General features: G+C 34.8%; 23 protein-coding genes. 18 read left to right on the forward strand and 5 right to left on the reverse strand.

Features of this window, described 5'->3' with window-relative positions:
• Positions 1-96: 96 nt before the first annotated feature.
• On the reverse strand, positions 97-639 hold the full coding sequence (racA, locus tag RBB48_RS15150; protein WP_098133857.1) for a chromosome-anchoring protein RacA: 543 nt from the start codon (positions 637-639) through the stop codon (positions 97-99).
• Positions 640-992: 353 nt separating this feature from the next.
• Here racA and RBB48_RS15155 point away from each other — a divergent pair, with 353 nt between their 5' ends.
• Together RBB48_RS15155 and RBB48_RS15160 are read left to right on the forward strand one after the other, a co-directional pair.
• Entirely contained in the window at positions 993-2,348 is a 1,356-nt protein-coding gene (locus tag RBB48_RS15155; protein WP_002108356.1) for a hemolysin family protein, read from the forward strand.
• A gap of 132 nt (positions 2,349-2,480) precedes the next feature.
• Positions 2,481-3,905 (forward strand): aldehyde dehydrogenase family protein, encoded by a 1,425-nt coding sequence (locus RBB48_RS15160; RefSeq protein WP_048546594.1) that lies wholly within the window; start codon positions 2,481-2,483, stop codon positions 3,903-3,905.
• Positions 3,906-4,026: 121 nt separating this feature from the next.
• On the opposite strand, the gene RBB48_RS15165 is transcribed toward RBB48_RS15160, so the two are convergent.
• On the reverse strand, positions 4,027-4,419 hold the full coding sequence (locus tag RBB48_RS15165) for a YueI family protein (protein WP_000247570.1): 393 nt from the start codon (positions 4,417-4,419) through the stop codon (positions 4,027-4,029).
• A 234-nt stretch (positions 4,420-4,653) separates the two neighbouring features.
• Here RBB48_RS15165 and RBB48_RS15170 point away from each other — a divergent pair, with 234 nt between their 5' ends.
• Positions 4,654-5,787, forward strand: a complete 1,134-nt coding sequence (locus tag RBB48_RS15170; RefSeq protein WP_000425101.1) for a BA2291 family sporulation histidine kinase — start codon at positions 4,654-4,656, stop codon at positions 5,785-5,787.
• Between the two features lie 33 nt (positions 5,788-5,820).
• On the opposite strand, the gene RBB48_RS15175 is transcribed toward RBB48_RS15170, so the two are convergent.
• A complete protein-coding gene (locus RBB48_RS15175) occupies positions 5,821-6,570 on the reverse strand; it encodes a DUF4397 domain-containing protein (RefSeq protein ID WP_088063273.1) in 750 nt (249 codons plus the stop codon).
• 1,003 nt (positions 6,571-7,573) lie between these two features.
• Here RBB48_RS15175 and RBB48_RS15180 point away from each other — a divergent pair.
• From RBB48_RS15180 to RBB48_RS15225, 10 genes are all read left to right on the forward strand, one after another.
• On the forward strand, positions 7,574-8,884 hold the full coding sequence (locus RBB48_RS15180; protein ID WP_001205889.1) for an aspartate aminotransferase family protein: 1,311 nt from the start codon (positions 7,574-7,576) through the stop codon (positions 8,882-8,884).
• Positions 8,881-9,579, forward strand: coding sequence for an acetate CoA-transferase subunit alpha (gene atoD, locus RBB48_RS15185; RefSeq protein WP_000208097.1), 699 nt, complete (start codon positions 8,881-8,883; stop codon positions 9,577-9,579). The genes RBB48_RS15180 and atoD overlap by 4 nt, the downstream gene beginning before the upstream one ends.
• Positions 9,564-10,226, forward strand: coding sequence for a CoA transferase subunit B (locus RBB48_RS15190; protein ID WP_000525267.1), 663 nt, complete (start codon positions 9,564-9,566; stop codon positions 10,224-10,226). Before atoD ends, RBB48_RS15190 begins: the two co-directional genes overlap by 16 nt.
• Before the next feature lie 15 nt (positions 10,227-10,241).
• On the forward strand, positions 10,242-11,510 hold the full coding sequence (locus RBB48_RS15195) for a peptidase (RefSeq protein ID WP_088063274.1): 1,269 nt from the start codon (positions 10,242-10,244) through the stop codon (positions 11,508-11,510).
• The gene (gene ablB, locus RBB48_RS15200; RefSeq protein WP_088063275.1) at positions 11,507-12,352 is read left to right on the forward strand and encodes a putative beta-lysine N-acetyltransferase; all 846 of its coding nucleotides are present in this window, start codon (positions 11,507-11,509) and stop codon (positions 12,350-12,352) included. Before RBB48_RS15195 ends, ablB begins: the two co-directional genes overlap by 4 nt.
• A gap of 99 nt (positions 12,353-12,451) precedes the next feature.
• A complete protein-coding gene (gene rocR, locus RBB48_RS15205) occupies positions 12,452-13,837 on the forward strand; it encodes an arginine utilization transcriptional regulator RocR (protein ID WP_087982480.1) in 1,386 nt (461 codons plus the stop codon).
• A 210-nt stretch (positions 13,838-14,047) separates the two neighbouring features.
• Positions 14,048-15,469 carry a lysine 2,3-aminomutase gene (gene kamA, locus RBB48_RS15210; protein WP_000902134.1) on the forward strand — a complete coding sequence of 474 codons (1,422 nt, stop codon included), beginning with the start codon at positions 14,048-14,050 and terminating at the stop codon, positions 15,467-15,469.
• Positions 15,466-15,738: a YokU family protein gene (locus RBB48_RS15215; protein ID WP_000995761.1), complete on the forward strand. Its 273-nt coding sequence runs from the start codon at positions 15,466-15,468 to the stop codon at positions 15,736-15,738. The genes kamA and RBB48_RS15215 overlap by 4 nt, the downstream gene beginning before the upstream one ends.
• Before the next feature lie 72 nt (positions 15,739-15,810).
• Complete coding sequence (locus RBB48_RS15220) at positions 15,811-16,026, forward strand: YozE family protein (protein WP_000750728.1); 216 nt, start codon at positions 15,811-15,813, stop codon at positions 16,024-16,026.
• A 190-nt stretch (positions 16,027-16,216) separates the two neighbouring features.
• Positions 16,217-16,879 (forward strand): hypothetical protein, encoded by a 663-nt coding sequence (locus RBB48_RS15225; protein ID WP_000101496.1) that lies wholly within the window; start codon positions 16,217-16,219, stop codon positions 16,877-16,879.
• Positions 16,880-16,883: 4 nt separating this feature from the next.
• On the opposite strand, the gene RBB48_RS15230 is transcribed toward RBB48_RS15225, so the two are convergent.
• Positions 16,884-17,051: a DUF3930 family protein gene (locus tag RBB48_RS15230; RefSeq protein WP_000456535.1), complete on the reverse strand. Its 168-nt coding sequence runs from the start codon at positions 17,049-17,051 to the stop codon at positions 16,884-16,886.
• 150 nt (positions 17,052-17,201) lie between these two features.
• Here RBB48_RS15230 and RBB48_RS15235 point away from each other — a divergent pair, with 150 nt between their 5' ends.
• The 5 genes from RBB48_RS15235 (at position 17,202) to RBB48_RS15255 (ending at position 19,945) form a co-directional block, all read left to right on the forward strand.
• Positions 17,202-17,381 carry a YozD family protein gene (locus tag RBB48_RS15235; protein WP_000658451.1) on the forward strand — a complete coding sequence of 60 codons (180 nt, stop codon included), beginning with the start codon at positions 17,202-17,204 and terminating at the stop codon, positions 17,379-17,381.
• Between the two features lie 110 nt (positions 17,382-17,491).
• Positions 17,492-17,674 (forward strand): hypothetical protein, encoded by a 183-nt coding sequence (locus tag RBB48_RS15240; protein WP_000473373.1) that lies wholly within the window; start codon positions 17,492-17,494, stop codon positions 17,672-17,674.
• Complete coding sequence (locus RBB48_RS15245; protein WP_088063277.1) at positions 17,674-18,495, forward strand: serine/threonine protein kinase; 822 nt, start codon at positions 17,674-17,676, stop codon at positions 18,493-18,495. The genes RBB48_RS15240 and RBB48_RS15245 overlap by 1 nt, the downstream gene beginning before the upstream one ends.
• Positions 18,477-19,235, forward strand: a complete 759-nt coding sequence (locus tag RBB48_RS15250) for a sporulation protein (protein WP_088063278.1) — start codon at positions 18,477-18,479, stop codon at positions 19,233-19,235. Before RBB48_RS15245 ends, RBB48_RS15250 begins: the two co-directional genes overlap by 19 nt.
• 74 nt (positions 19,236-19,309) lie before the next feature.
• Entirely contained in the window at positions 19,310-19,945 is a 636-nt protein-coding gene (locus RBB48_RS15255; RefSeq protein WP_000833364.1) for a phosphatase PAP2 family protein, read from the forward strand.
• Here RBB48_RS15255 and RBB48_RS15260 read toward each other — a convergent pair.
• Entirely contained in the window at positions 19,935-20,816 is an 882-nt protein-coding gene (locus RBB48_RS15260) for a cation diffusion facilitator family transporter (RefSeq protein WP_141542823.1), read from the reverse strand. The two genes, RBB48_RS15255 and RBB48_RS15260, sit on opposite strands and share 11 nt — an antisense overlap.
• Between the last annotated feature and the right edge of the window lie 171 nt (positions 20,817-20,987).

A 20,987-nucleotide genomic window follows, 5' to 3' on the forward strand; every position in this document is an offset into this window, starting at 1 on the left:
AGCGAAATGAATATATATAATAAAAAGAATACTATTTTAATATGAAGTCATTCTTCATGAAAAAAGACCCTTATTATTTTAATAAGGGTCTAAAAATTATAATCCAAATATACTAAAAATCATTTTGCGGCGCTTCGGCTTCTTTTCTCGTTCATATGTTGGTTTTGAATCGGGAGTAATATATATTGGTTCTTCTTTCTTGAGGGAAGCTTCTAGCTTTTGAATTCGCTCTAACATTTCCTCCATTTCACGGCGATGTTGTAAAAGTTGGTACGTAACAACATCATTTGCCTTATCTTGCATTTGTTCTTCCATTCGATCTAGCCTTCTCGTAATAGTGTTTAATTGAGCTGCTAATTGCTCAAATTCATGTGATGATTTGTTTTGAACGATTGTATTTACTGGAGTTTTTAATTCTTCAACATCATTTGATGATGTTTTTTGAGTAGGGTGAGAGTTTTGAGACTGCTCTATTTGTGAAAGATGGAATTCTAACATTTGATCTAAATCTTCTTGTGTGAAAATAAAGTGACCATATTTATTTTTTTCTATCGTAAGATTTAATTGTTGTGCAATCCGGACAACAGCCTTTGGGCTAACACCTAATTTTTTTGCGATAAATGGTGTTTTATATTCCAAAATAATCCCTCCTATATATATCCTGTTGAATGATTTCGATCTATGAAGGAAGTTCCCTTCTAGTGTGACAAAAGAAGTGTGGAATCGGCAAAGAAAGTGTTTTTTCACGAAATGAACCTGTGAAGAATATATCGTTTATATAAAATGTTTTATCTTAAGATTTAGAACTATTTGACTAAGGGAAATGAATTAGATTATCATAATGATAAATATCTTTTTTATGTATGCATATAATATATAAAAAGGTGGTTGCTAATGTAGAATTTTTTTAGAGTATTAGAATGCTTACTTCACTTGAATAAAATTAAGTAGGAGGTGGCTTCCTTGCTTACAATGTAAGTAAGGAGAAGTATTTGGACATATATAGTATAAGTATAGTGATTGTTTTAATTGCCTTAACGGCATTTTTCGTCGCAGCAGAATTTGCAATTGTTAAAGTGCGAAGTTCACGAATTGACTATTTAATTGCAGAAGGAAATAATCGCGCAACATCTGTCAAAACAGTCATTACAAACTTAGACGAATATTTATCTGCTTGTCAGCTAGGAATAACAGTTACAGCTCTGGGGATTGGGTGGTTTGGTAAACCGGCGTTAAAGCAAATGTTTGACACGCTTTTTGTAAATTTGAACATTTCTACTCAACTAGCAGACATTTTTGCTGTAATTTTAGTGTTTTTGTTTATTACATTTTTACATGTTGTAATAGGGGAATTGGCCCCAAAAACATTCGCGATTCAAAAAGCTGAACAAGTGAGTTTGTTTGTTGCTAAACCGTTAATTTTCTTTTATCGTATGGCGTTTCCATTTATTTGGATCCTAAATGGGTCAGCTCGAATTATTACGAAGTTGTTAGGGCTGAAACCACCGAAAGGGCACGATGAGGTTCATTCAGAAGAAGAATTACGGTTATTAGTTTCAGAAAGTTACAAAAATGGAGAGATTAATCAATCTGAATATAAATATGTAAATAAAATTTTTGAATTTGATGATCGTATAGCGAAAGAAATAATGGTCCCCCGAACTGAGATGCATATTATAAGTAAAGAAATGCCTGCTGAAGAAGCTTTGCAAAAAATGTCTCGGGAAAAATATACGAGATATCCAGTTGTAGATGGGGACAAAGATCACGTAATAGGCTTTGTAAACTTTAAAGATATTTTCACAGATTTTGTGCAGCATAATGCAGTAAGTAATAAGAAAGTAGAGCAATATATTAGGCCAATCATTTTAGTTATCGACTCTATCCCAATACACGACTTATTTTTAAAAATGCAAAAAGAAAGAACGCATATTGCTATATTGATAGATGAATATGGTGGTACGTCTGGACTTGTTACAGTTGAAGATATTTTAGAAGAAATAGTGGGAGATATTCAAGATGAGTTTGATACGGATGAACAGCCAGAAATTCAACAAGTTAGTGAAACGAAAACAATACTAGAGGGAAAAGTACTTGTTAGTGAAGTGAATACGTTATTAGGTTTAACAATTGATGATAATGGTGTTGATACAATCGGTGGTTGGATTTTAACGAAGAATATAGAAATTGCTGAAGAGGATTTCATTGAAATTGAAAATTATAAGTTTTGTGTAAAAGAATTAGATGGACACTATATAAAGAGATTAGAAGTTACAAAAACTGTAGAATCAATTGTTATTTTAGAAGATGAAAAACAAATTCCATTTCAAGAACAAATTAGTTCGTAGACTCTGCTATATGGCAGGGTTTTTTTGAGCATAATATTTTTGGCAGAATAAGGGCTATGATACAATGGCATAAGCCAGACCTTTCACTAGGTGAAATATTGTTGTATACATATATTTGGAAGGAGAAGATTTATGAAAAAGCATTTATATATAAATGGAGATTGGAAGTCTGTAAACACTTATAAACCATTATACGCACCATATTCTGAAGAAACGTTAGCGGAAATTGCACAAGGAACGGAAGAAGATGTACAAGAGGCTGTTACTGCTGCAAAAAATGCAATGAAAAAAATGAATACATTATCTGCATATGATCGTGCGACTATTTTAGAGAAGGTTGCACAAAAAATGGATGAAAGAAGAGAAGAATTTGCAGAGATTATTGCAAAAGAGGCTGCAAAACCAATTCGTGCTGCGAGGGGAGAAGTAGATCGTACCGTTCAGACATACAAATTTGCAGCGGAAGAAGCGAAGCGTATATACGGCGAGACACTGCCACTTGATGCAGCACCTGGTGCAGATGGGCGTATTGCATACACAATACGAAAACCGATAGGGGTTATAGGAGCTATTACACCATTTAATTTCCCATTAAATTTAGTGGCACATAAAGTCGGCCCTGCAATTGCTGCCGGAAATACAGTTGTGTTAAAACCAGCTGATCAAACGCCATTATCGTCTTACGCATTAGTTGAATTATTTGAAGAGGCAGGATTGCCAAAAGGAGCTTTAAATATTATTTCTGGTCCCGGTTCAACTGTAGGTGAGGCGATAGTTACAAATGATGATGTTGCTTCCATTACTTTTACGGGAAGTCCGAAAGTTGGAATTGGAATTAAGGCAAAGGCTGGGTTAAAGCGAGTTACGTTGGAACTGGGATCAAATGCTGCTGTTATTATTGATGAAGATGTAGAATTAACAGATGAAGTAATTGAACGTGTAAAATGGGGAGCATATGTAAACAATGGACAAGTTTGTATTTCGGTACAACGTGTTTTTGTACATGAAAAGAGAATGGATGAATTTCTTTCAAAGCTAAAGATAGCGATGGAAACAGTTATTGTTGGTGATCCATTGCTGGAAGAAACGGACGTATCGGCTTTAATTTCGAAAAAAGATGTAGAGCGAATAGAAATGTGGGTGCAGGAAGCTATTAAGGAAGGTGCTACTGTTTTATACGGTGGTAAGAAACGTGATGCAAGGATTTTTGAACCAACTGTATTAACAAATGTTCCAGAGTATGTATCTGTTCAGTGCCAAGAAGTATTTGGTCCACTCATGACAGTAAATACATTTAAAGAATTTGATGAGGCAATTGAGCAAGTAAATCATTCACGTTACGGTCTACAAGCAGGTGTGTTTACAAATAATTTGTTTAAAGCAATGCGTGCAATTGATGAGCTAGAGGTTGGTGGTGTCATGATTAATGATATTCCAACGTTTAGGGTAGATCATATGCCTTACGGTGGTGTTAAGGAAAGTGGTACGGGGCGTGAAGGAATTAAATATGCAATAGAAGAAATGACAGAAATGAAATTAGTGTGTATTAAAAAGTAAAGTAGAGCGAGCTTAAATATCCTAATAAAAAACGAGCTGGAAATGTTTACGATTCCATACTCGTTTTTTTATTGTTTGTTTTACGTTTCTCGGAACGATTTAATTTAACCAAGTGTACCTTTTACTTCATTTCTTGTTTGAAAATAGCATCTTCTACATAAATTTGTTCTTTGTCAACAGCAGTGCTATGAGATAATACTAAACCGATTGGTGTTTCTATACCTTTATTTTGAACAATTGTAAAAGGAACATTTTTTTCATTTGCTAATTTAATGTATTTTGATAAATGTGGGTAAGCAATGCCACCATTTAGGAATATTTGTAATGATTGAGAAGAGCGCATGCTACTAGCTACTTCAGAATATACATTACTTTGCATTACTTGACCGATAGTTAAAGCGATTTCTACACGCTCACGTAACGTAGTTAAATACATATTACGTTCTTCTGGTTTGTTCTGCTTTTGGCCGTAAATGCCTTCTTGGAGATAATCTTCCACATTTTTATTTACCATATTTTTCACACCTTTCATTTTCTATTGTACGAAAGAATGAAGCAGGATGCAAAAAAAAGTCGCATCGAATGTAAAAAATTTTGAATGAAAGGAAGGAAAATGGAATGTATCAATCTAAACAATTAATAAGGACATTAAAAATTTTATCAACACATATTAACAAAATGTGACAATAATCTATTAACGAATCGCATTTTTTGTGTTAATATTCAAAATATAAAGGGTGTTCGTCGCATGGAAATGGAGGGAATGGGGGTTTTTCCAATCGATAAGGATATTAAAGAAGTATTTTGTTCGCACTTGAAAAACAACAGGCACCAATTCGTTGAGAACTGGAAAAACAAAATGATAATTTCCGATAAAGATCCATTTAAACTAGAAGCAGTTCAAAATGGAGAGGATTTATTAGAGTTAATTATCGAACTTACTATGGAAGAAAAAGATATAGATTATCTTCAGCCATTATGCGAGAAAATTGCTATTGAACGTGCAGGGGCAGATGCGAATATTGGAGACTTTGTTTATAATGCAAATGTGGGAAGAAATGAACTTTTCGAAGCGATGTGTGAATTAGATGTTAGCGCACGTGAATTGAAACCGATTATGGCCCAAATACATACTTGTTTTGATAAATTAATTTATTATACTGTTTTAAAATACTCGGAAATTATATCAAAAAATTTAGAGGAAAAACAGCAATATATTAACGAAACACATAAAGAAAGGCTGACGATTTTAGGGCAAATGTCAGCAAGTTTTGTACATGAATTCCGTAACCCACTCACTTCAATTATGGGATTTGTTAAATTATTAAAGGCAGATCATCCAAGTTTATCTTATTTAGATATTATTTCGCATGAATTAGACCAATTAAATTTTCGTATTTCGCAATTTTTACTCGTATCGAAAAAAGAAATGTGGAATAAATCAGAACAATTTTGGCTTAATGATTTGTTTCAAGATATTATACAGTTCTTATATCCGAGTTTGGTCAATGCAAATGTTTCGATTGAAAAGAATTTACCGTATCCAATTCCACTTGTTGGCTATCGGAGTGAAGTGAGACAAGTATTTTTAAATATATTAATGAACTCAATTGACGCTCTAGAATCAATGAAAGAAGAACGGAAAATTATCATTGATGTATTTGAAGAAGATCAATCGATTCGAATTGTGATAAAAAATAATGGGCCAATGATTCCAGCTGAAAGTGTAGAAATGATTTTCGAACCATTTGTAACTACTAAAAAGTTAGGAACTGGTATTGGATTATTTGTATGTAAACAAATTGTAGAAAAACATAATGGGTCCATCATGTGCCGTTCAGATAACGAATGGACAGAATTTCAAATTGTATTTCAAAAATAAACAGTCTACACCAAATGAATGGTGTAGACTGTTTTAATTCGTAAGTATAACGGCTTCTAATTTAGGATCTTTAGTTGAATAACCTAAAAGTGAAATTGTATATATGATGTTCGGTTCGACTTTGAAATTCGGTATAGTTAGTAAGACGCTGGGATTATCGGCGAGTGAAACTTCAATATCTGCTGTACCAGGACTAACTTCCAAAAAATCTGTTATTTGTTTAAAGAGTACATTTTCAAATAAATGATCTCCACCTTTTAAATCTACATTTACAACAGGGGTATCTGGAGAAAAATGTGCAAAGCGTATTTTTGCTTGACCAGCTGGTAAATGTGTATTATCAAGCATAGGTTGTAATTGTAGATGATTGTCACTATTTATTGCGGCAAAAGTATAAGTGTGATTCCCCATTATTGGTACTAAAGCTGAAAAGATGGGAGTTTCATCTCCAACAGGGACAATATCTATACGGTATTTACCTTGCACTAATGTTAAATAGGGACTAAATTGTTTAAATGAAATATTTTTAATAACCTTTTGCCCGTTTACTAAAATGTCAACCGCAGGTGTATTGGAAGCAGAGTGAAAAAAACGTATGTGTGACGGTAAAGCAGCTTCTTGTGAATCTCTTTTTTCATACGCCTGTACAAGTTTCGTAAGCGCATCGTAATATTTCATATATAGTTCTACATATTTTTTCGGATTTTTAAATTGATAGTAACGAGCGAGCTGTTCGTAACGTGCAGCTTCTTGTCCATATTTTTCGATTTCAGATTGAGACATGAATATTCCTCCTTTGTCATCATTAAAACTATATGCTTAACAAGAAAGAGGTTATGCGAAAAAATTGTTTTTTGAAGGAGAAAAGTTGAAAATTAATAAAGAGTATTGCTTAAGGATAAGTGTTTTTTAGGCGAAAGAGCCTTATAATTTTCTAGAGTATACAGCAATATATCATCTATGTTAGATGATGATGTACCGATTACAATGTATATTTCGAAATAAAAAACCTTAAGAGCGTATGAAGTAACATATCGAAAACATGTCCAAAAATCCTTAGGAAACTAGGGATTTTTTTAATAATGGGCAAATACACATACAAAGTGATAATTGTCCTACATAAATTATAAAGGAAAGGTAGTTTAAACATAAGGAAAGGAATAAAATATTGGGATGGGGATATCCAAAAAGGAATTGTGAATGGAGTTATGGACGATTTTGTGCTTTACGATGTAGGATGAATTTTGAATTTGTAACATTATTTTTTCTATTTACGTTAGCAAGTGGCAGTATTAACCGATAAAAGAGCGTCGTGCCGAACTGATTAATGTGGTTAATCGGTTCTTTTTTTATTGTATAAAACTGAGGAGAATGTATGTAAAATATAGGTTTCTATAAAAATAATTGCTATGTATTTAGTAGGATTAATTGTCGATATTTGTTTGAAAATATGCAATATAAAGTAGGAGAATAGGAAGGAGTTTAAAGGGAGTTTCGTCGAAGTTTACACAATGTCGGCAATTGAGGGAAGCTGATATTATGTTAAGAAAATATGTAGTGAAGCGTTTATTTTATATAAAGGAGGGTTATTGGAGCGTATAGATAAGGGTTGGTCTTCGTTTTAAGTTCTGAATTTTCTGTTTTCTAAATTAATATTTAGTACTCATTTGTATATTTTATAATAGTTTTTTGATAAAATCACTGCTTTCGCAGAGGGTTCTTTTTTATGAAAGAAACGTCAATTTTCTTCATATATATATACAAATTGGAGAAATGGGGGAGCGCTATGCGCGATTACTTAATTAAACCACTTGTTGGTCAGCCGTATCCAATGATTTCACATGGAAAAGGTGTGTATTTGTATGATCAAAACGGAAATAAATATTTTGATGGCTCGTCAGGGGCAATTACGGCAGGTATTGGGCATGGCGTAAAGGAGATTGCAGATGTTATAAAAAAGCAAGCAGAGGAGATTGCTTTCGTTTATAGATCACAGTTTACGAGTGAACCAGCTGAAAAATTAGCGAAGAAATTAAGCGATTTAAGTGTAGGAGATTTGAACTGGAGCTTTTTTGTAAATAGTGGTACGGAAGCAAATGAAACAGCTATGAAAATTGCAATCCAGCATTTTCAAGAGCGAGGTATTCAAGGGAAGCATAAAATTTTGTCACGATGGATGAGTTATCACGGTATTACGATGGGAGCCTTATCAATGTCTGGGCATCCACTGCGCAGACAACGTTTCGTGTCAATTTTAGAAGATTATCCAACTATTCCAGCTCCATATTGTTTTAGATGTCCGGTGCAAAAGGTATATCCAACTTGTCAGCTTGCTTGTGCGACTGAACTAGAAAGATCAATTGAAAGAATTGGTGCAGAACATATCGCAGCTTTTATCGCTGAACCGATTATAGGAGCAGCTGGAGGCGCAGTCGTTCCGCCGAAAGAATATTATAAAGTCATTAAAGATATTTGTAGTCATTACGATATTTTATTTATTGCTGATGAAGTAATGACAGGGCTTGGTCGTACTGGCGCATGGTTTGCGATGGAGCATTGGGGTGTAGAACCGGATATTATGACTCTTGGTAAAGGTTTAGGAGCTGGATATACACCGATGGCAGCGACGATTGTAAGTGACCGTGTTATGGAGCCAATTTTACGTGGATCGCGTTCTGTAATGAGTGGGCATACGTTAAGTGCAAATCCATTATCTGCAGCAACAGCTCTAGCTGTTATTGAATATATGGAGAAACATAATCTACCTGAAAAAACAGCAGAAAAGGGAGAGTATTTAATAAAAGGACTACAGAAAGTTCAGCAACAATCGACAATCATTGCTGATGTGCGCGGAAAAGGGTTGCTGATTGGTGTAGAATTGCAACCGTTTACAAAAGCGTCGGAACTTATTTCGGTTGCAGCTAAAAATGGTCTTCTTTTATACCAAGCTGTTTCAGGGCAAGCAGGAAAAGAAGATAGTGCACTGCTTGTAGCACCGCCGATGACAACTACATATTCCGAGTTAGATGAATTACTTTCAATTTTTGCAAAAAGTGTAGAAGAAATGATGCAAAAAGGAGGGCATAGTATCGCATGACAACTATTACGAATACATTCGATAAATTAAAAGAGATAGAGGAAGTAATTTCTTTGTTCCACGATGATATGACATTAATGTTTGGAGGATTTGGGGGGATTGGATCCCCTCCATCTTTAATACAGGCGATTTTAGAAAAAGGAGTTACAAATTTAAATTTAATAGGAAATGACACGGGATTTCCTGATGTAGGAATCGGTCGTCTTGTTACGAATGAAAGAGTAAAATCATTAATTACTTCACATATTGGTTCAAATCCAAATGCAGGAAGACAGCTAAACGAAGGAAGGTTACAAATCGAGTTTTCTCCTCAAGGAACATTAGCAGAGCGTATTCGTGCTGGTGGTGTAGGACTTGGAGGTGTATTAGTTGATGTAGGTGTTGATACGATTGTAGAAGAGGGAAAACGTACAGTTGAAATGAATGGCAAGACATATTTAGTTGAAACAGCATTAACTGCTGAGGTTGCGATTGTATATGCGAAAAAAGCGGATCCGTTTGGTAATCTTGTGTTTGATAAAAGTGCTCGTAATATGAATCCTCACGTAGCTATGGCAGGGGATATAACGATTGTAGAAGCAGAAGAAATCGTTCCACTTGGAAGTTTAGATCCAGAAGAAATTGTTGTCCCAGGAGTATTTGTAAATTATATCGTACCGTCGGAAGGAGTGAATTGGAAATGGGTATGGGCGTAGAAGTGAGAGATAAGATTGCTAGGCGTGCGGCGAAAGAAATACAAAATGGTATGATTGTAAATTTAGGTATTGGTATACCATCGCTTGTACCGAATCATCTTCCTGACGATATAAACGTTATGTTTCATGCGGAAAATGGAATTGTAGGTATGGGACCTACGCCAAGAAAAGGGAATGAAGACGAAAATTTATGTAACGCAGCAGGTTTACCGACTTCTCTAATTACAGGAGCGAGTTATTTTGATAGTTGCACAGCGTTTGGGATGATTCGAAAAGGTTTATTAGACATAACGATTCTTGGTTCATTACAAGTAAGTGAGAATGGTGATTTAGCAAACTGGATTGTACCAGGAAAACGCGTTCCAGGTATTGGGGGAGCGATGGATTTGGCACAAAAAGCGAAGCGGGTCGTTGTTGTGATGAATCATGTCGATAAATACGGAAATGCAAAGATTGTTTCGGAGTGTACATTACCATTAACTTCAAAGAAATGTGTAGATTTAATTATTACGGATATGGCAGTTATGGAAGTGACGCAGGGTGGACTCGTTTTACAAGAATTAATGAGTCCATACACAGTGGAAGATATAAAACAACATACAGAAGCTGATTTCAAAATTGGCTCTAACTTACTAGTAATCGAATGAGGGGAGATGTAATATATGGAGCAATTAAAAAAGAAAATTTGTGATTATATCGAGAGTCATGAAGAGGAAAGCGTAAAATTTTTAAAACGATTAATTCAAGAAAAAAGCGTATCTGGTGATGAAAGTGGTGCGCAGGCAATTGTGATTGAAAAATTACGTGAGCTAGGTTTAGATCTTGATATTTGGGAACCTTCATTTTCTAAAATGAAAGATCATCCTTATTTTGTATCACCGCGTACAAGTTTTTCAGATAGCCCGAACATAGTGGCAACTTTAAAAGGAAGTGGCGACGGGAAATCTATGATATTAAATGGACATATTGATGTCGTACCAGAAGGAGATGTGAATCAGTGGGACCATCACCCTTATAGTGGTGAGCAAATAGGGAATCGTATATATGGTCGTGGAACAACGGATATGAAAGGCGGCAATGTCGCACTGATGCTTGCGATGGAAGCTATTATTGAATCTGGTATTGAATTAAAAGGAGATATTTATTTCCAAAGTGTAATTGAAGAAGAAAGTGGCGGGGCAGGAACATTAGCGACTATATTACGAGGATATAAAGCAGATGGTGTCATTATTCCAGAACCAACAAATATGAAGTTTTTCCCGAAACAACAAGGGTCCATGTGGTTTCGTCTACATGTGAAAGGCAAAGCAGCACACGGTGGAACGCGTTATGAAGGAGTAAGTGCAATTGAAAAAAGTATGTTTGTTGTAGATCATTTGAGAAAATTGGAAGTGAAGAGAAATGACCGAATTACAGACCCGTTATTTAAAGGAATCCCCATTCCAATTCCAATTAATATTGGGAAAATTGAAGGTGGGAGTTGGCCAAGTTCTGTTCCTGATTCATTAAATTTAGAAGGAAGATATGGTATTGCGCCGAATGAGACTATAGAGGCAGCAAAAGAAGAGTTCGAGAATTGGATCGCTGAATTAAATAATGTGGACAATTGGTTTGTTGAAAATCCTGTAGAAGTAGAATGGTTTGGAGCGAGATGGGTTCCTGGTGAACTAGAAGAAAATCATGAGTTAATTACAACACTAGAGCATAATTTTGTTGAAATCGAAGGGAATGAACCGATTATTGAAGCATCTCCGTGGGGGACTGATGGAGGTTTATTTACACAAATCTCAGGTGTACCAACGATAGTATTTGGTCCAGGAGAGACGAAAGTAGCACATTATCCAAACGAATATATAGAAGTTGATAAAATGATAGCTGCCGCAAAAATTATTGCATGTACATTACTAGATTGGTGTGAGGTGAAAAAATGAAATACTATGAATCTTTTAGAGAACAGACGAATGGCTATACAGTAGAAGGCGTTTTAGACTATTTTAATAAACGTATTCGAGTAGACCACTACACAGGAAATATTCAGAGGATTATCCAAACAATTGACGAATTAGCAGAGAAGCATTCTTTCACTAAATGTATTATTAAAGGAAAGGGAGAGCATGTTTCTACATGGCTCTCTTTCGGTTTTTTATTGGAAGCAACAATACCGCATTATTTTCAAGGTCACGATGCATACTTCTTCGTGAAATTTATTAATGATGAAAGACGAAATAGTATTCATTGGGCTGAGGAAGATACCATTTTAAGCGGTGTTAAAGCAAAAGAAGTAAAGGAAAAAATAGTACCAGAGAAATTTTTATTAAGAAAAGCGACAGAAGAGGATGCGGAAGAATTAGCGGCTGTCTTTGGAAAAGTATTTGAAGTTTATCCGACTCCTTTAAACGAAGCGAGTTATGTAAAACAAACGATGAAGGAAGACGATACAATATACTATGTGTACGAATTCGCGGGGGAAATAATTAGTACAGCATCTGCAGAAATGAATATAAAAGAAGGAAATGCAGAATTAACGAATTGTGCTACTTTACCCGAATATCGTAAGCATGGGTTTATGAAAAGTTTACTAATTAAGTTAGAAGAAGAACTGCAAGAAAAATCGATTTTCTGCTCCTATACAATTGCTCGATCGCTTTCTTTCGGAATGAATGCGGCCTTTCATCAGTTAGGTTATACGTATACAGGAAGACTGGCGAACAACTGCTACATTTTCGATAAGCTGGAAGATATGAATATATGGGTGAAAGATTTGTCTAAATAGTACGGTATAAAAAATAGAACGGAATCGTCATGCTTATAATCGCATATAGGTATGCCGGAAATTCGGCATGTGATTGCTGGATTTTCGGCAAAAGGGGGGATGACATTGCTAGCAGTTTCGACACAAGAAGTCATTGAAGCGATTTTGGGCAGTATTGATGAGGCTATACACGCAGTAGATGAAAATGGTATTACAATTTTCTATAATACTGTAGCTGCAAAACACGATGGGTCAAAAATTGAAAAAGTGTTAGGAAAACATTTGTTAGAAGCGTTTCCTTCTTTATCTAGGGAAACGAGTACGTTAATGAAAGTGTTAGATACAAAAAAACCAATCGTTCATCAAGTTCAGCATTATCAAAATTTAAATGGGGAAGACATTTGTACAGTAAATACGACGTTACCTATTTTTATAGATGGAAATATTGCTGGGGCTGTTGAAATTGCAAAGGATTATTCCACAGTTCAAAAACTTACGGATACAATTGTAGATTTGCAGTCAAAAATAAAGCGGTCATCTAGAAAAAAAGTAATTAAAAAGCATGTTGCATTTGAGACGATTGTGACGGATGATGCTCGATTTAAACAGACGAAAGAATTAGCACAAAAAGTAGCGCCAACTGATGCAAATGTTTTAATATATGGGGAAACAGGAACAGGGAAAGAGTTATTTGTACAAGCGATTCATGAAGCTTCTAAACGGAAGAACAAGCCATTTATTGCACAAAACTGCGCAGCTTTGCCAGAGTCGCTATTAGAAAGTTTATTGTTCGGAACGACGAAAGGTAGCTATACTGGGGCAATTGAACGAGCGGGATTATTTGAACTTGTAGATGGTGGGACATTGTTTTTAGACGAACTGAATTCAATGCCTCTCGATTTACAAGCGAAAATGCTACGTGTATTAGAAGATGGTGTTATTCGTCGAATTGGTGATAATAAGACGAGAAAAGTAGATGTTCGCGTTATTACTGCAATGAATCAGCCACCAGAAATATGTTTAAGAGAGAATAAAATTCGTACTGATTTATATTATCGATTAAATGTCTTTTCATTGTATATTCCGCCGCTACGTGAAAGAACTGAGGATGTCTTATTATTAGCGTCTTATTTTTTGAACGAATATAATAAAAGTTATAAAAAAGGTGTACTTCAAATGGATAAGGAAGCGAAAGAAAGACTACAAGCTTATCAATGGCCTGGCAATGTTCGTGAGCTAAAACATACGATTGAACATGCTGTCATTATTGCAGAAGGGGATACACTAACAGCCAATTGTTTACCGCGTACATTTCGGAAAGAGAATTTGCCAAAGAAGAAGAGCATATTGCCACTTAGAGAAGCACTTCATCAAACAGAAAAGGAATTAATAGATCAAGCGTTAATTGAAACGGAAGGGAATATATTACAAGCTGCAAAAATGTTAGGTATCCCTCGCCAAACGCTTCAATATAAATTGAGTAAGTACGACAAAACCGCCGAATAATTGGCGGTTTTTGTGTGTTTGCACCAATAAAAGAGCGTTTACATATATAAAAAGTAATGAATATGATAGTATGTATGGATTTTATACAGTGCTTACAAATATTTTTTCGTTTATGTAATAGCGTTCACCGTACATTTACTTATCAATAATGTAAAGTTGGCATAACTATTGCTTATATAAAGGATGAGCGTATAAAAAGGGGGAATAGCAATGTTACATGATGTATACAAACCAAATCGTCACTGGAAGGATATCGAGTTGTGGAAGGATGTTACTGAAGAGCAATGGAATGACTGGGTTTGGCAATTAACGAATACGATCAAAACTTTGGATGACTTAAAGAAAGTGATTAATTTAATACCTGAAGAAGAAGAAGGCGTTAAAATTTCAACAAAAACGATCCCGTTAAATATTACACCGTACTATGCTTGGCTAATGAATCCTGATGACCCACGCTGTCCGATTCGGATGCAATCTGTACCGATCTCGGAAGAGTTATATAAAACAAAATATGATTTAGAAGATCCGCTTCATGAAGATGAAGATTCACCAGTTCCAGGTCTAACACATCGTTACCCAGACCGCGTATTGTTCTTAGTAACGAATCAATGTTCTATGTATTGTCGTTACTGTACACGCCGTCGTTTTAGTGGACAAATTGGAATGGGTGTGCCGAAGAAACAATTAGATGATGCAATTGGTTACATTCGTGATACACCACAAGTACGAGATGTATTAATTTCTGGTGGAGACGGTCTTCTTATTAACGATAAAATTTTAGAATATGTATTAAAAAATTTACGAGAGATTCCGCATGTCGAGATTATTCGTATCGGAACGAGAGCGCCGGTAGTATTCCCGCAGCGTATTACAGAAAACTTATGTAACATTATTAAAAAATACCATCCAGTATGGTTAAATACACATTTCAATACTTCTATTGAAATTACAGAGGAATCGAAAAAAGCATGTGAAATGCTAGCGAATGCTGGTGTTCCAGTCGGAAACCAAGCAGTAATTTTAGCTGGTATTAACGACAGCGTTCCAATTATGAAAAAACTTATGCATGACTTAGTAAAAATCCGTGTACGTCCATACTACATTTATCAATGTGATCTATCTGAAGGTATTGGTCATTTCCGTGCACCAGTATCTAAAGGTCTTGAAATTATTGAAGGTTTACGCGGTCATACATCTGGTTATGCGGTTCCAACATTCGTTGTAGATGCACCAGGAGGCGGCGGGAAAATTGCGCTTCAACCAAACTATTTAATTTCGCAAAGTGCAGATAAAGTTGTGCTTCGTAACTTTGAAGGTGTTATTACAACGTATCCAGAGCCAGAGAGCTATATCCCAGGAAGAGCAGAAGGGTACTTTAAAGAAATCTATCCAAACTACGAAGAAAAACGTTCAGATGTTGGTATCGCAGGTCTTATGAGTGATAAGAAATTTAACCTTGTTCCAGACGACTTACAGCGTATGAGCCGTCGTAAAGACTATGAAGATAATGACACTCATGCATCACTAAAAGATAAACGTGATAAGCGTGATCAACTTAAAGATAAAAAGTATCAATCGCAAATGGCTAAATTAGAAGAAAACGACAAAAAAAATGAGGGTGATGCAGTATGAATTGTATGTGGTGTGACAGTACAGAAGCGAAAGAAAGCTTGAATACTGTATATTGGGAATTACCAGATGGTACGAAAGCCATTGAAATCCAAGAGACACCATGCATTTCTTGTTCCTCATGTGGTATGGACTATCAAGCAGATCAAACAGTGAAAGAAATAGAAGATCAATTGTTTCTAATTTATACGAAAGATCTACCAAAACAACTAACATATGAAGAATTAATGGGAAGACCACGTCTATTAAAAAGAAATTATTTCGACTTTTAACCAGCTTTTATGCTGGTTTTTTTCTTTTTTGCCTTGTATAATGTATCCAAGTTAGAAAGGCAGGGAATATTTTTGAAAAAGACATTTTACCACTATATGATGAAGCATCGTGCAGCTTTATTTAGTAATGAAGTATCGAATTTAGCAGAAGCAATGTATGATGATTTAAGCTTTCCAAAGCAATCTGAAGATTATGATGAAATTAGTTCATACTTAGAGTTAAGTGGATTGCTAGAAAGTATGTCTATATTTGATGAAGCTTGGGATTTATACATACAAGAGAGATAAGAACTATATGAATTTTTTGACGTGAAGCTAGTCTATTTGCTAGCTTTTTTTTACGTTGTAAATAATTTTTTTATACGGTGATATTTTTTATTGAAAAAATTTATGAATATACGCTTCTGTGATAAGCGTTTTTATGTAGGTTGCATATACTGTTATCAAAATCACGACGTCAAAAAAAGGAGAGATATAGATGGCGAGAAAAAAGCAACCTAAATATAACGTAGGGGACATAGTCGTGATTACGCTATATGGAACCGTTGGTAAAATCACAAATATGAAGGTTTTAGATGGAGTTTACGTTTACGAAGTCAATAATCACGATGGGTTTTACGTAGAGCAAACGTTGCAGCACGTTTCAGAGCAAGATATGAAAAAAGGTGAAACTGAGTGGATTGAATTAAATTATAATTTCACATTTGGTGATCTCGTGCAAGTAACAGGATACGATAAAGATGTGTTTCGAATTGTTGGTTTTCGTACAGAAGTATGGAGATATAAAAATGACGCATGGGAAGATACTATATACGAATTGTCACGAATTACGGATGGTGAATGGTTAGAAGCGGATGAGTCAGATTTAACGTTACTTGCTAATGCTCAAACGGCAAATGCAATTTTGAAGAAAATGAAACAAGATAAAGCTGGTATGAATAAATTAGATTTAGGAAAATTAAAGTCAATTAACAACTCAAAAAAAGTGAGTGTTAAGACAAATCGTCAAGAGATCATTGATGGATTACTTGATATTTATAACGATTATCAATTGTTATTCGATACATTTAAAGATGAAGAATACAAAATTGTTATGGATGTTGTTCATAATTATTTAGTTAAATTGACAGAGAAAAAATAGTTAACTAGAAAGAGAGAATGAATTGAACAACAACATATGCAGTATAAGGTATGCCTACAATTATTAAAAAAATAAAAAGCCATTTAATAAGAGAGTCTGCCCATTGATCTTCATGCATGAACTCTTCTTTTGTTTGCCCTACTTCTTGTTCTACCTCATATTGGTATTCCATAATTAAATCCCCCTTTTTGATAGCTTGTACTACCATCGTATGCATCTCGTCCAAAGGATATGACCTATAAAAAAAGAAAAACTATTTTTCTAATCTCATATACATAATTTTGAGATTTTTTCATAAAACAGAAATAAAGGAGTGATGCTCATGAAGGAAATTGAGGTCGTAATTGATACGGAAGAGATTGCGGAGTTTTTTTATGAGCAACTAATTGAAAGAGGGTACGTCCCAAAACGAGAAGAAATTGAAGATCTCGCAGATATTACATTTGAGTATTTATTAGAGAAATGTATGATTGATGAAGTTTTTGATGAAGAGGATGAGTGAAAGTAACGGCGGGCTTAACTCGTCGTTTTTTACTCTTTACAAACTTGTCACAAATATATTCGGAAATTATTGGTATAATTAAAAGGAAATTTTACTCAAGAGGTGAAGGGATGTTCAAAAAAATTATTGATTCTTTATTAGGTAGGAAAAAAAATCGTTCGTATTCTAGTAGTGATTATCGCCATAGAGGTCGCTCTTATTCAAGTAGCGATTATAAACGACGTTCATCTGGTTATGGGCATCAGCATTATAAAAGAAAACGTAAAAGTCGTAGCTTCTTTTCAAGTAGCTGATGAAATGGCGTCGTATACTAGCTTTATTTGATAGACCACTGCGAAAAAATACAATCGTTGCAGAACGTTATAAAATTGAATCAGTAATTGGAATGGGCAGTTATGGGGTTACATATGTCGTTAATGATTTACAAATAAATAGAAATAAAGTCTTAAAACAATTAAGACAGAGTAAACAAAGGTATGAGTCAGGTAGAAAATCATTTGAACAAGAGAAAATGATTTTACAAACATTAAATCATCATGCAATTCCTAGTTTATATGATCATTTCGTATGGGAGAAAAAAAGCTTTTTCGTGATGGAATATATGCCTGGTAAAAATTTCGAAGATTATATTTTCTTAGATGGGCATGTATATACAGAACGTGAAGTTTTAAAAATTTTATATGAAATATTAGAAATTGTATCGGTGTTTCATAATAAAGGTATAATTCACCGAGATTTACGCATTCCAAACATATTAATGAAAGAAAACCAAATTAGTATTATTGATTTTGGATTAGCTAAATTGAAGGGTGAGGGTGATGAACGAGCTACAGCTTATGAAGGTGAACAAGCTTTGATGCGAGAAGTTCACTTTCGTAGCGATTTTTATGCGCTTGGTCATTTCTCGTTATTTTTATTATATGCAGGCTATGAATCTAATGAAAAACATGAAAAACCATGGTATGACGAATTAACTTTGGAAAATTATAACCGTGAAATGCTTATGCGAATGTTACAAATAAAAACGCCGTACTATGAGAATGTACAAGATTTAAAAAAAGATATAGCTTTTGCTTTAGAAAGGATGGAGGTTCCGTGTTTCAAAAGTTTTTAGCAAGTGTTGGTATTGGTAATGCAAAAGTAGATACAGTTCTTGAAAAAGATGAGTATATTGTTGGAGAAGAGATACTAGGGAAGGTTCATATAACTGGTGGTTCAGTTAGCCAACAAATTGAAAGCATTTACTTAACATTATCGACGTCGTATGTACGAGAAGTGGATGATAAAAAAGTAACAGCAACATATGATTTAGAGCGAGTTCGTTTAACAGAACCTTTTTCTGTTGAGCCGAATGAAAAAATAGAAATTCCATTTTCATTTATAATGCCAGTTGAAACCCCGCTTACACTTGGAATGAAAACAGTTTGGGTGCATACAGGTCTTGATATTAAACGCAGTATAGATCCAAGTGATCGTGATTACATTCAAGTGTTGCCCAATGCACTATTAAATAGTGTGTTAGAGAGTGTAAATCAATTAGGTTTTAAAGCGCGTCATATAGAATGTGAAGAATTACCGTATCGATTACGTAAGCAAGTTCCGTTTGCACAAGAATTTGAGTTTGTTCCTGTTTCCGGAGAGTATTATGGGAAATTAGATGAACTAGAATTATTAATCTTACCAAGCGCTTACGATCGCCTAGAGATTATTATGGAAGTAGACAGAAAATCTCGCGGATTAGCAGGTTTATTTGCAGAAGCGCTTGATCTTGACGAGAAAGTGATTCGCTTTACAGTAACGAATGAAGATATTCAAACAATGCAAGAAAAAATTAACAATTATATTTTTAAATAAACTATGCATAAAAAAGAAATGGAGAGGAAAACTAAAACAACCGCTCCATTTTTTTGTATAGTGAGGTTATGTATGTGAAACGATATCGACATTTATACTTGTTAAGTTTTACGCTACTCATTTGTTTTGTCGTATTATCACTTTCGTATCATACCGCTTGTATTGAGAAATTTGACAATATAGTCGCGCATTTTATTCAAAGCTTTCGAAACGATTACTTGACAGCTTACTTTACTTGGGTGTCTTTTATCGGTTCCAAAAGAATATATTTTCCGTTACTCATCATTCTTGTAATGTATTTTCTCGTTAGAAAAAAGTTGCTTAGTGCATTACTTCTAACAATTAATTATTATGGATCTCGTTATTTAAACAGTATGCTTAAACTATGGTACGAACGAGCAAGACCTGATGTAACGCAGCTTGTTACTGCAACTGGATATAGTTTTCCGAGCGGTCATACGATGAATGCTACTGCTTTTTTAGGATTTATTGCATACGTCACAATTACTGAAGAACGTATTACATTGCATAAAAAATTGTTGATTATTTTTATAGCGAGCTTTGTTGTATTATCTATTTCAGTTAGCCGAATATATCTTGGCGTTCACTATCCATCTGACATATTAGCAGGATGGGCAGCTGGCGGTAGCTGGCTCGTTTTATGTGTTATATTTCATAAAGCGTTCATTAAAAAAGAACCTATGTCATAATAGGTTCTTTTTCCATTGGTTCAACATGAATGTGTGCATGGTAAATGCCAAACTTTTTCCGGAGCATAGCCTCGATGTTATCAGTAATACAATGACTTTCACCAACATCCATACGAGCATCTACTTCGATTGTAATATCAACGTACGTTTGATTCCCGTACATACGAGCGCGAATATCTACGATGTTTTCCACGCCGCCAATATGTTCAATAGCACCAGCGTACTCTTCCATCTTATTTGGATCGATTCCATCCGTTAACATATGAGAAGCTTCTACGAAAATCTCCCATGCAGTTTTACAAATAATAAGGCCGACAATTAAAGCGGCAATAGGATCTAAAATAGGCATTTGGAACTGCGAACCGACAATACCTACTACTGTACCGATACTTACGAGAGCATCTGATAAATTATCCTTTGCAGCGGCTTCTAATGATTTACTTTTTGTGCGCGCTGCAATCTTTTTCGTATATAAATATACAAAGTACATAACGACAGCAGAAAATAAGGCTACCCATGCAGCAAGTACATTAGGCGCTACTTGTTTCGGATTTAAAAAAGATTGAATAGCACTAATAATAACTTCTAATCCGACCGTTGCCATAATAAAAGAAGCAACAAGTGATGCAATTTGTTCTGCGCGTGAATGCCCATAAGGATGATCTGGGTCACGAGGTTTACGAGAGATTTTTAGACCAATTAATATCGCTAAAGAAGCACCGATATCCGTTAAGTTATTTAAACCGTCAGCACGTAATGCGCTAGAGAGGGTAATATAACTGATGATAATTTTCATAGAGGATAAAAATATGTAGGCCATAATGCTGACAATAGCACCTTTATCAGCTTCTTTATGAGAAAGAGTATCCATTTTAATCACTCACCTTTCTACAAGGAATTTCTTTCTATAAATAGAGTACCAAACGAAACTCGTGTGGGTCTATACAAACATTGTTGACGTTTTTTAGGTTTTTAAGAAGGGGATAACAAAGTTTCGTGAAGGAAAAATATGTTGTAAAGTGCAAAGTTAGGGTGTGAACGC

The sequence above is a fragment of the Bacillus sp. MMSF_3353 genome, from assembly GCF_030733445.1.
Taxonomy (GTDB): Bacteria; Bacillota; Bacilli; order Bacillales; family Bacillaceae_G; genus Bacillus_A; species Bacillus_A wiedmannii.

Excerpts from the sequence above, each read along its gene's own strand:
- RBB48_RS15160 (WP_048546594.1), top strand. The coding sequence starts at position 2,481 with ATGAAAAAGCATTTATATATAAATGGAGATTGGAAGTCTGTAAACACT.
- RBB48_RS15165 (WP_000247570.1), bottom strand. The coding sequence starts at position 4,419 with ATGGTAAATAAAAATGTGGAAGATTATCTCCAAGAAGGCATTTACGGC.
- RBB48_RS15170 (WP_000425101.1), top strand. The coding sequence starts at position 4,654 with ATGGAAATGGAGGGAATGGGGGTTTTTCCAATCGATAAGGATATTAAA.
- RBB48_RS15175 (WP_088063273.1), bottom strand. The coding sequence starts at position 6,570 with ATGTCTCAATCTGAAATCGAAAAATATGGACAAGAAGCTGCACGTTAC.
- RBB48_RS15180 (WP_001205889.1), top strand. The coding sequence starts at position 7,574 with ATGCGCGATTACTTAATTAAACCACTTGTTGGTCAGCCGTATCCAATG.
- atoD (WP_000208097.1), top strand. The coding sequence starts at position 8,881 with ATGACAACTATTACGAATACATTCGATAAATTAAAAGAGATAGAGGAA.
- RBB48_RS15190 (WP_000525267.1), top strand. The coding sequence starts at position 9,564 with ATGGGTATGGGCGTAGAAGTGAGAGATAAGATTGCTAGGCGTGCGGCG.
- RBB48_RS15195 (WP_088063274.1), top strand. The coding sequence starts at position 10,242 with ATGGAGCAATTAAAAAAGAAAATTTGTGATTATATCGAGAGTCATGAA.
- ablB (WP_088063275.1), top strand. The coding sequence starts at position 11,507 with ATGAAATACTATGAATCTTTTAGAGAACAGACGAATGGCTATACAGTA.
- rocR (WP_087982480.1), top strand. The coding sequence starts at position 12,452 with ATGACATTGCTAGCAGTTTCGACACAAGAAGTCATTGAAGCGATTTTG.
- kamA (WP_000902134.1), top strand. The coding sequence starts at position 14,048 with ATGTTACATGATGTATACAAACCAAATCGTCACTGGAAGGATATCGAG.
- RBB48_RS15215 (WP_000995761.1), top strand. The coding sequence starts at position 15,466 with ATGAATTGTATGTGGTGTGACAGTACAGAAGCGAAAGAAAGCTTGAAT.
- RBB48_RS15225 (WP_000101496.1), top strand. The coding sequence starts at position 16,217 with ATGGCGAGAAAAAAGCAACCTAAATATAACGTAGGGGACATAGTCGTG.
- RBB48_RS15230 (WP_000456535.1), bottom strand. The coding sequence starts at position 17,051 with ATGGAATACCAATATGAGGTAGAACAAGAAGTAGGGCAAACAAAAGAA.
- RBB48_RS15235 (WP_000658451.1), top strand. The coding sequence starts at position 17,202 with ATGAAGGAAATTGAGGTCGTAATTGATACGGAAGAGATTGCGGAGTTT.
- RBB48_RS15240 (WP_000473373.1), top strand. The coding sequence starts at position 17,492 with ATGTTCAAAAAAATTATTGATTCTTTATTAGGTAGGAAAAAAAATCGT.
- RBB48_RS15245 (WP_088063277.1), top strand. The coding sequence starts at position 17,674 with ATGAAATGGCGTCGTATACTAGCTTTATTTGATAGACCACTGCGAAAA.
- RBB48_RS15260 (WP_141542823.1), bottom strand. The coding sequence starts at position 20,816 with ATGGATACTCTTTCTCATAAAGAAGCTGATAAAGGTGCTATTGTCAGC.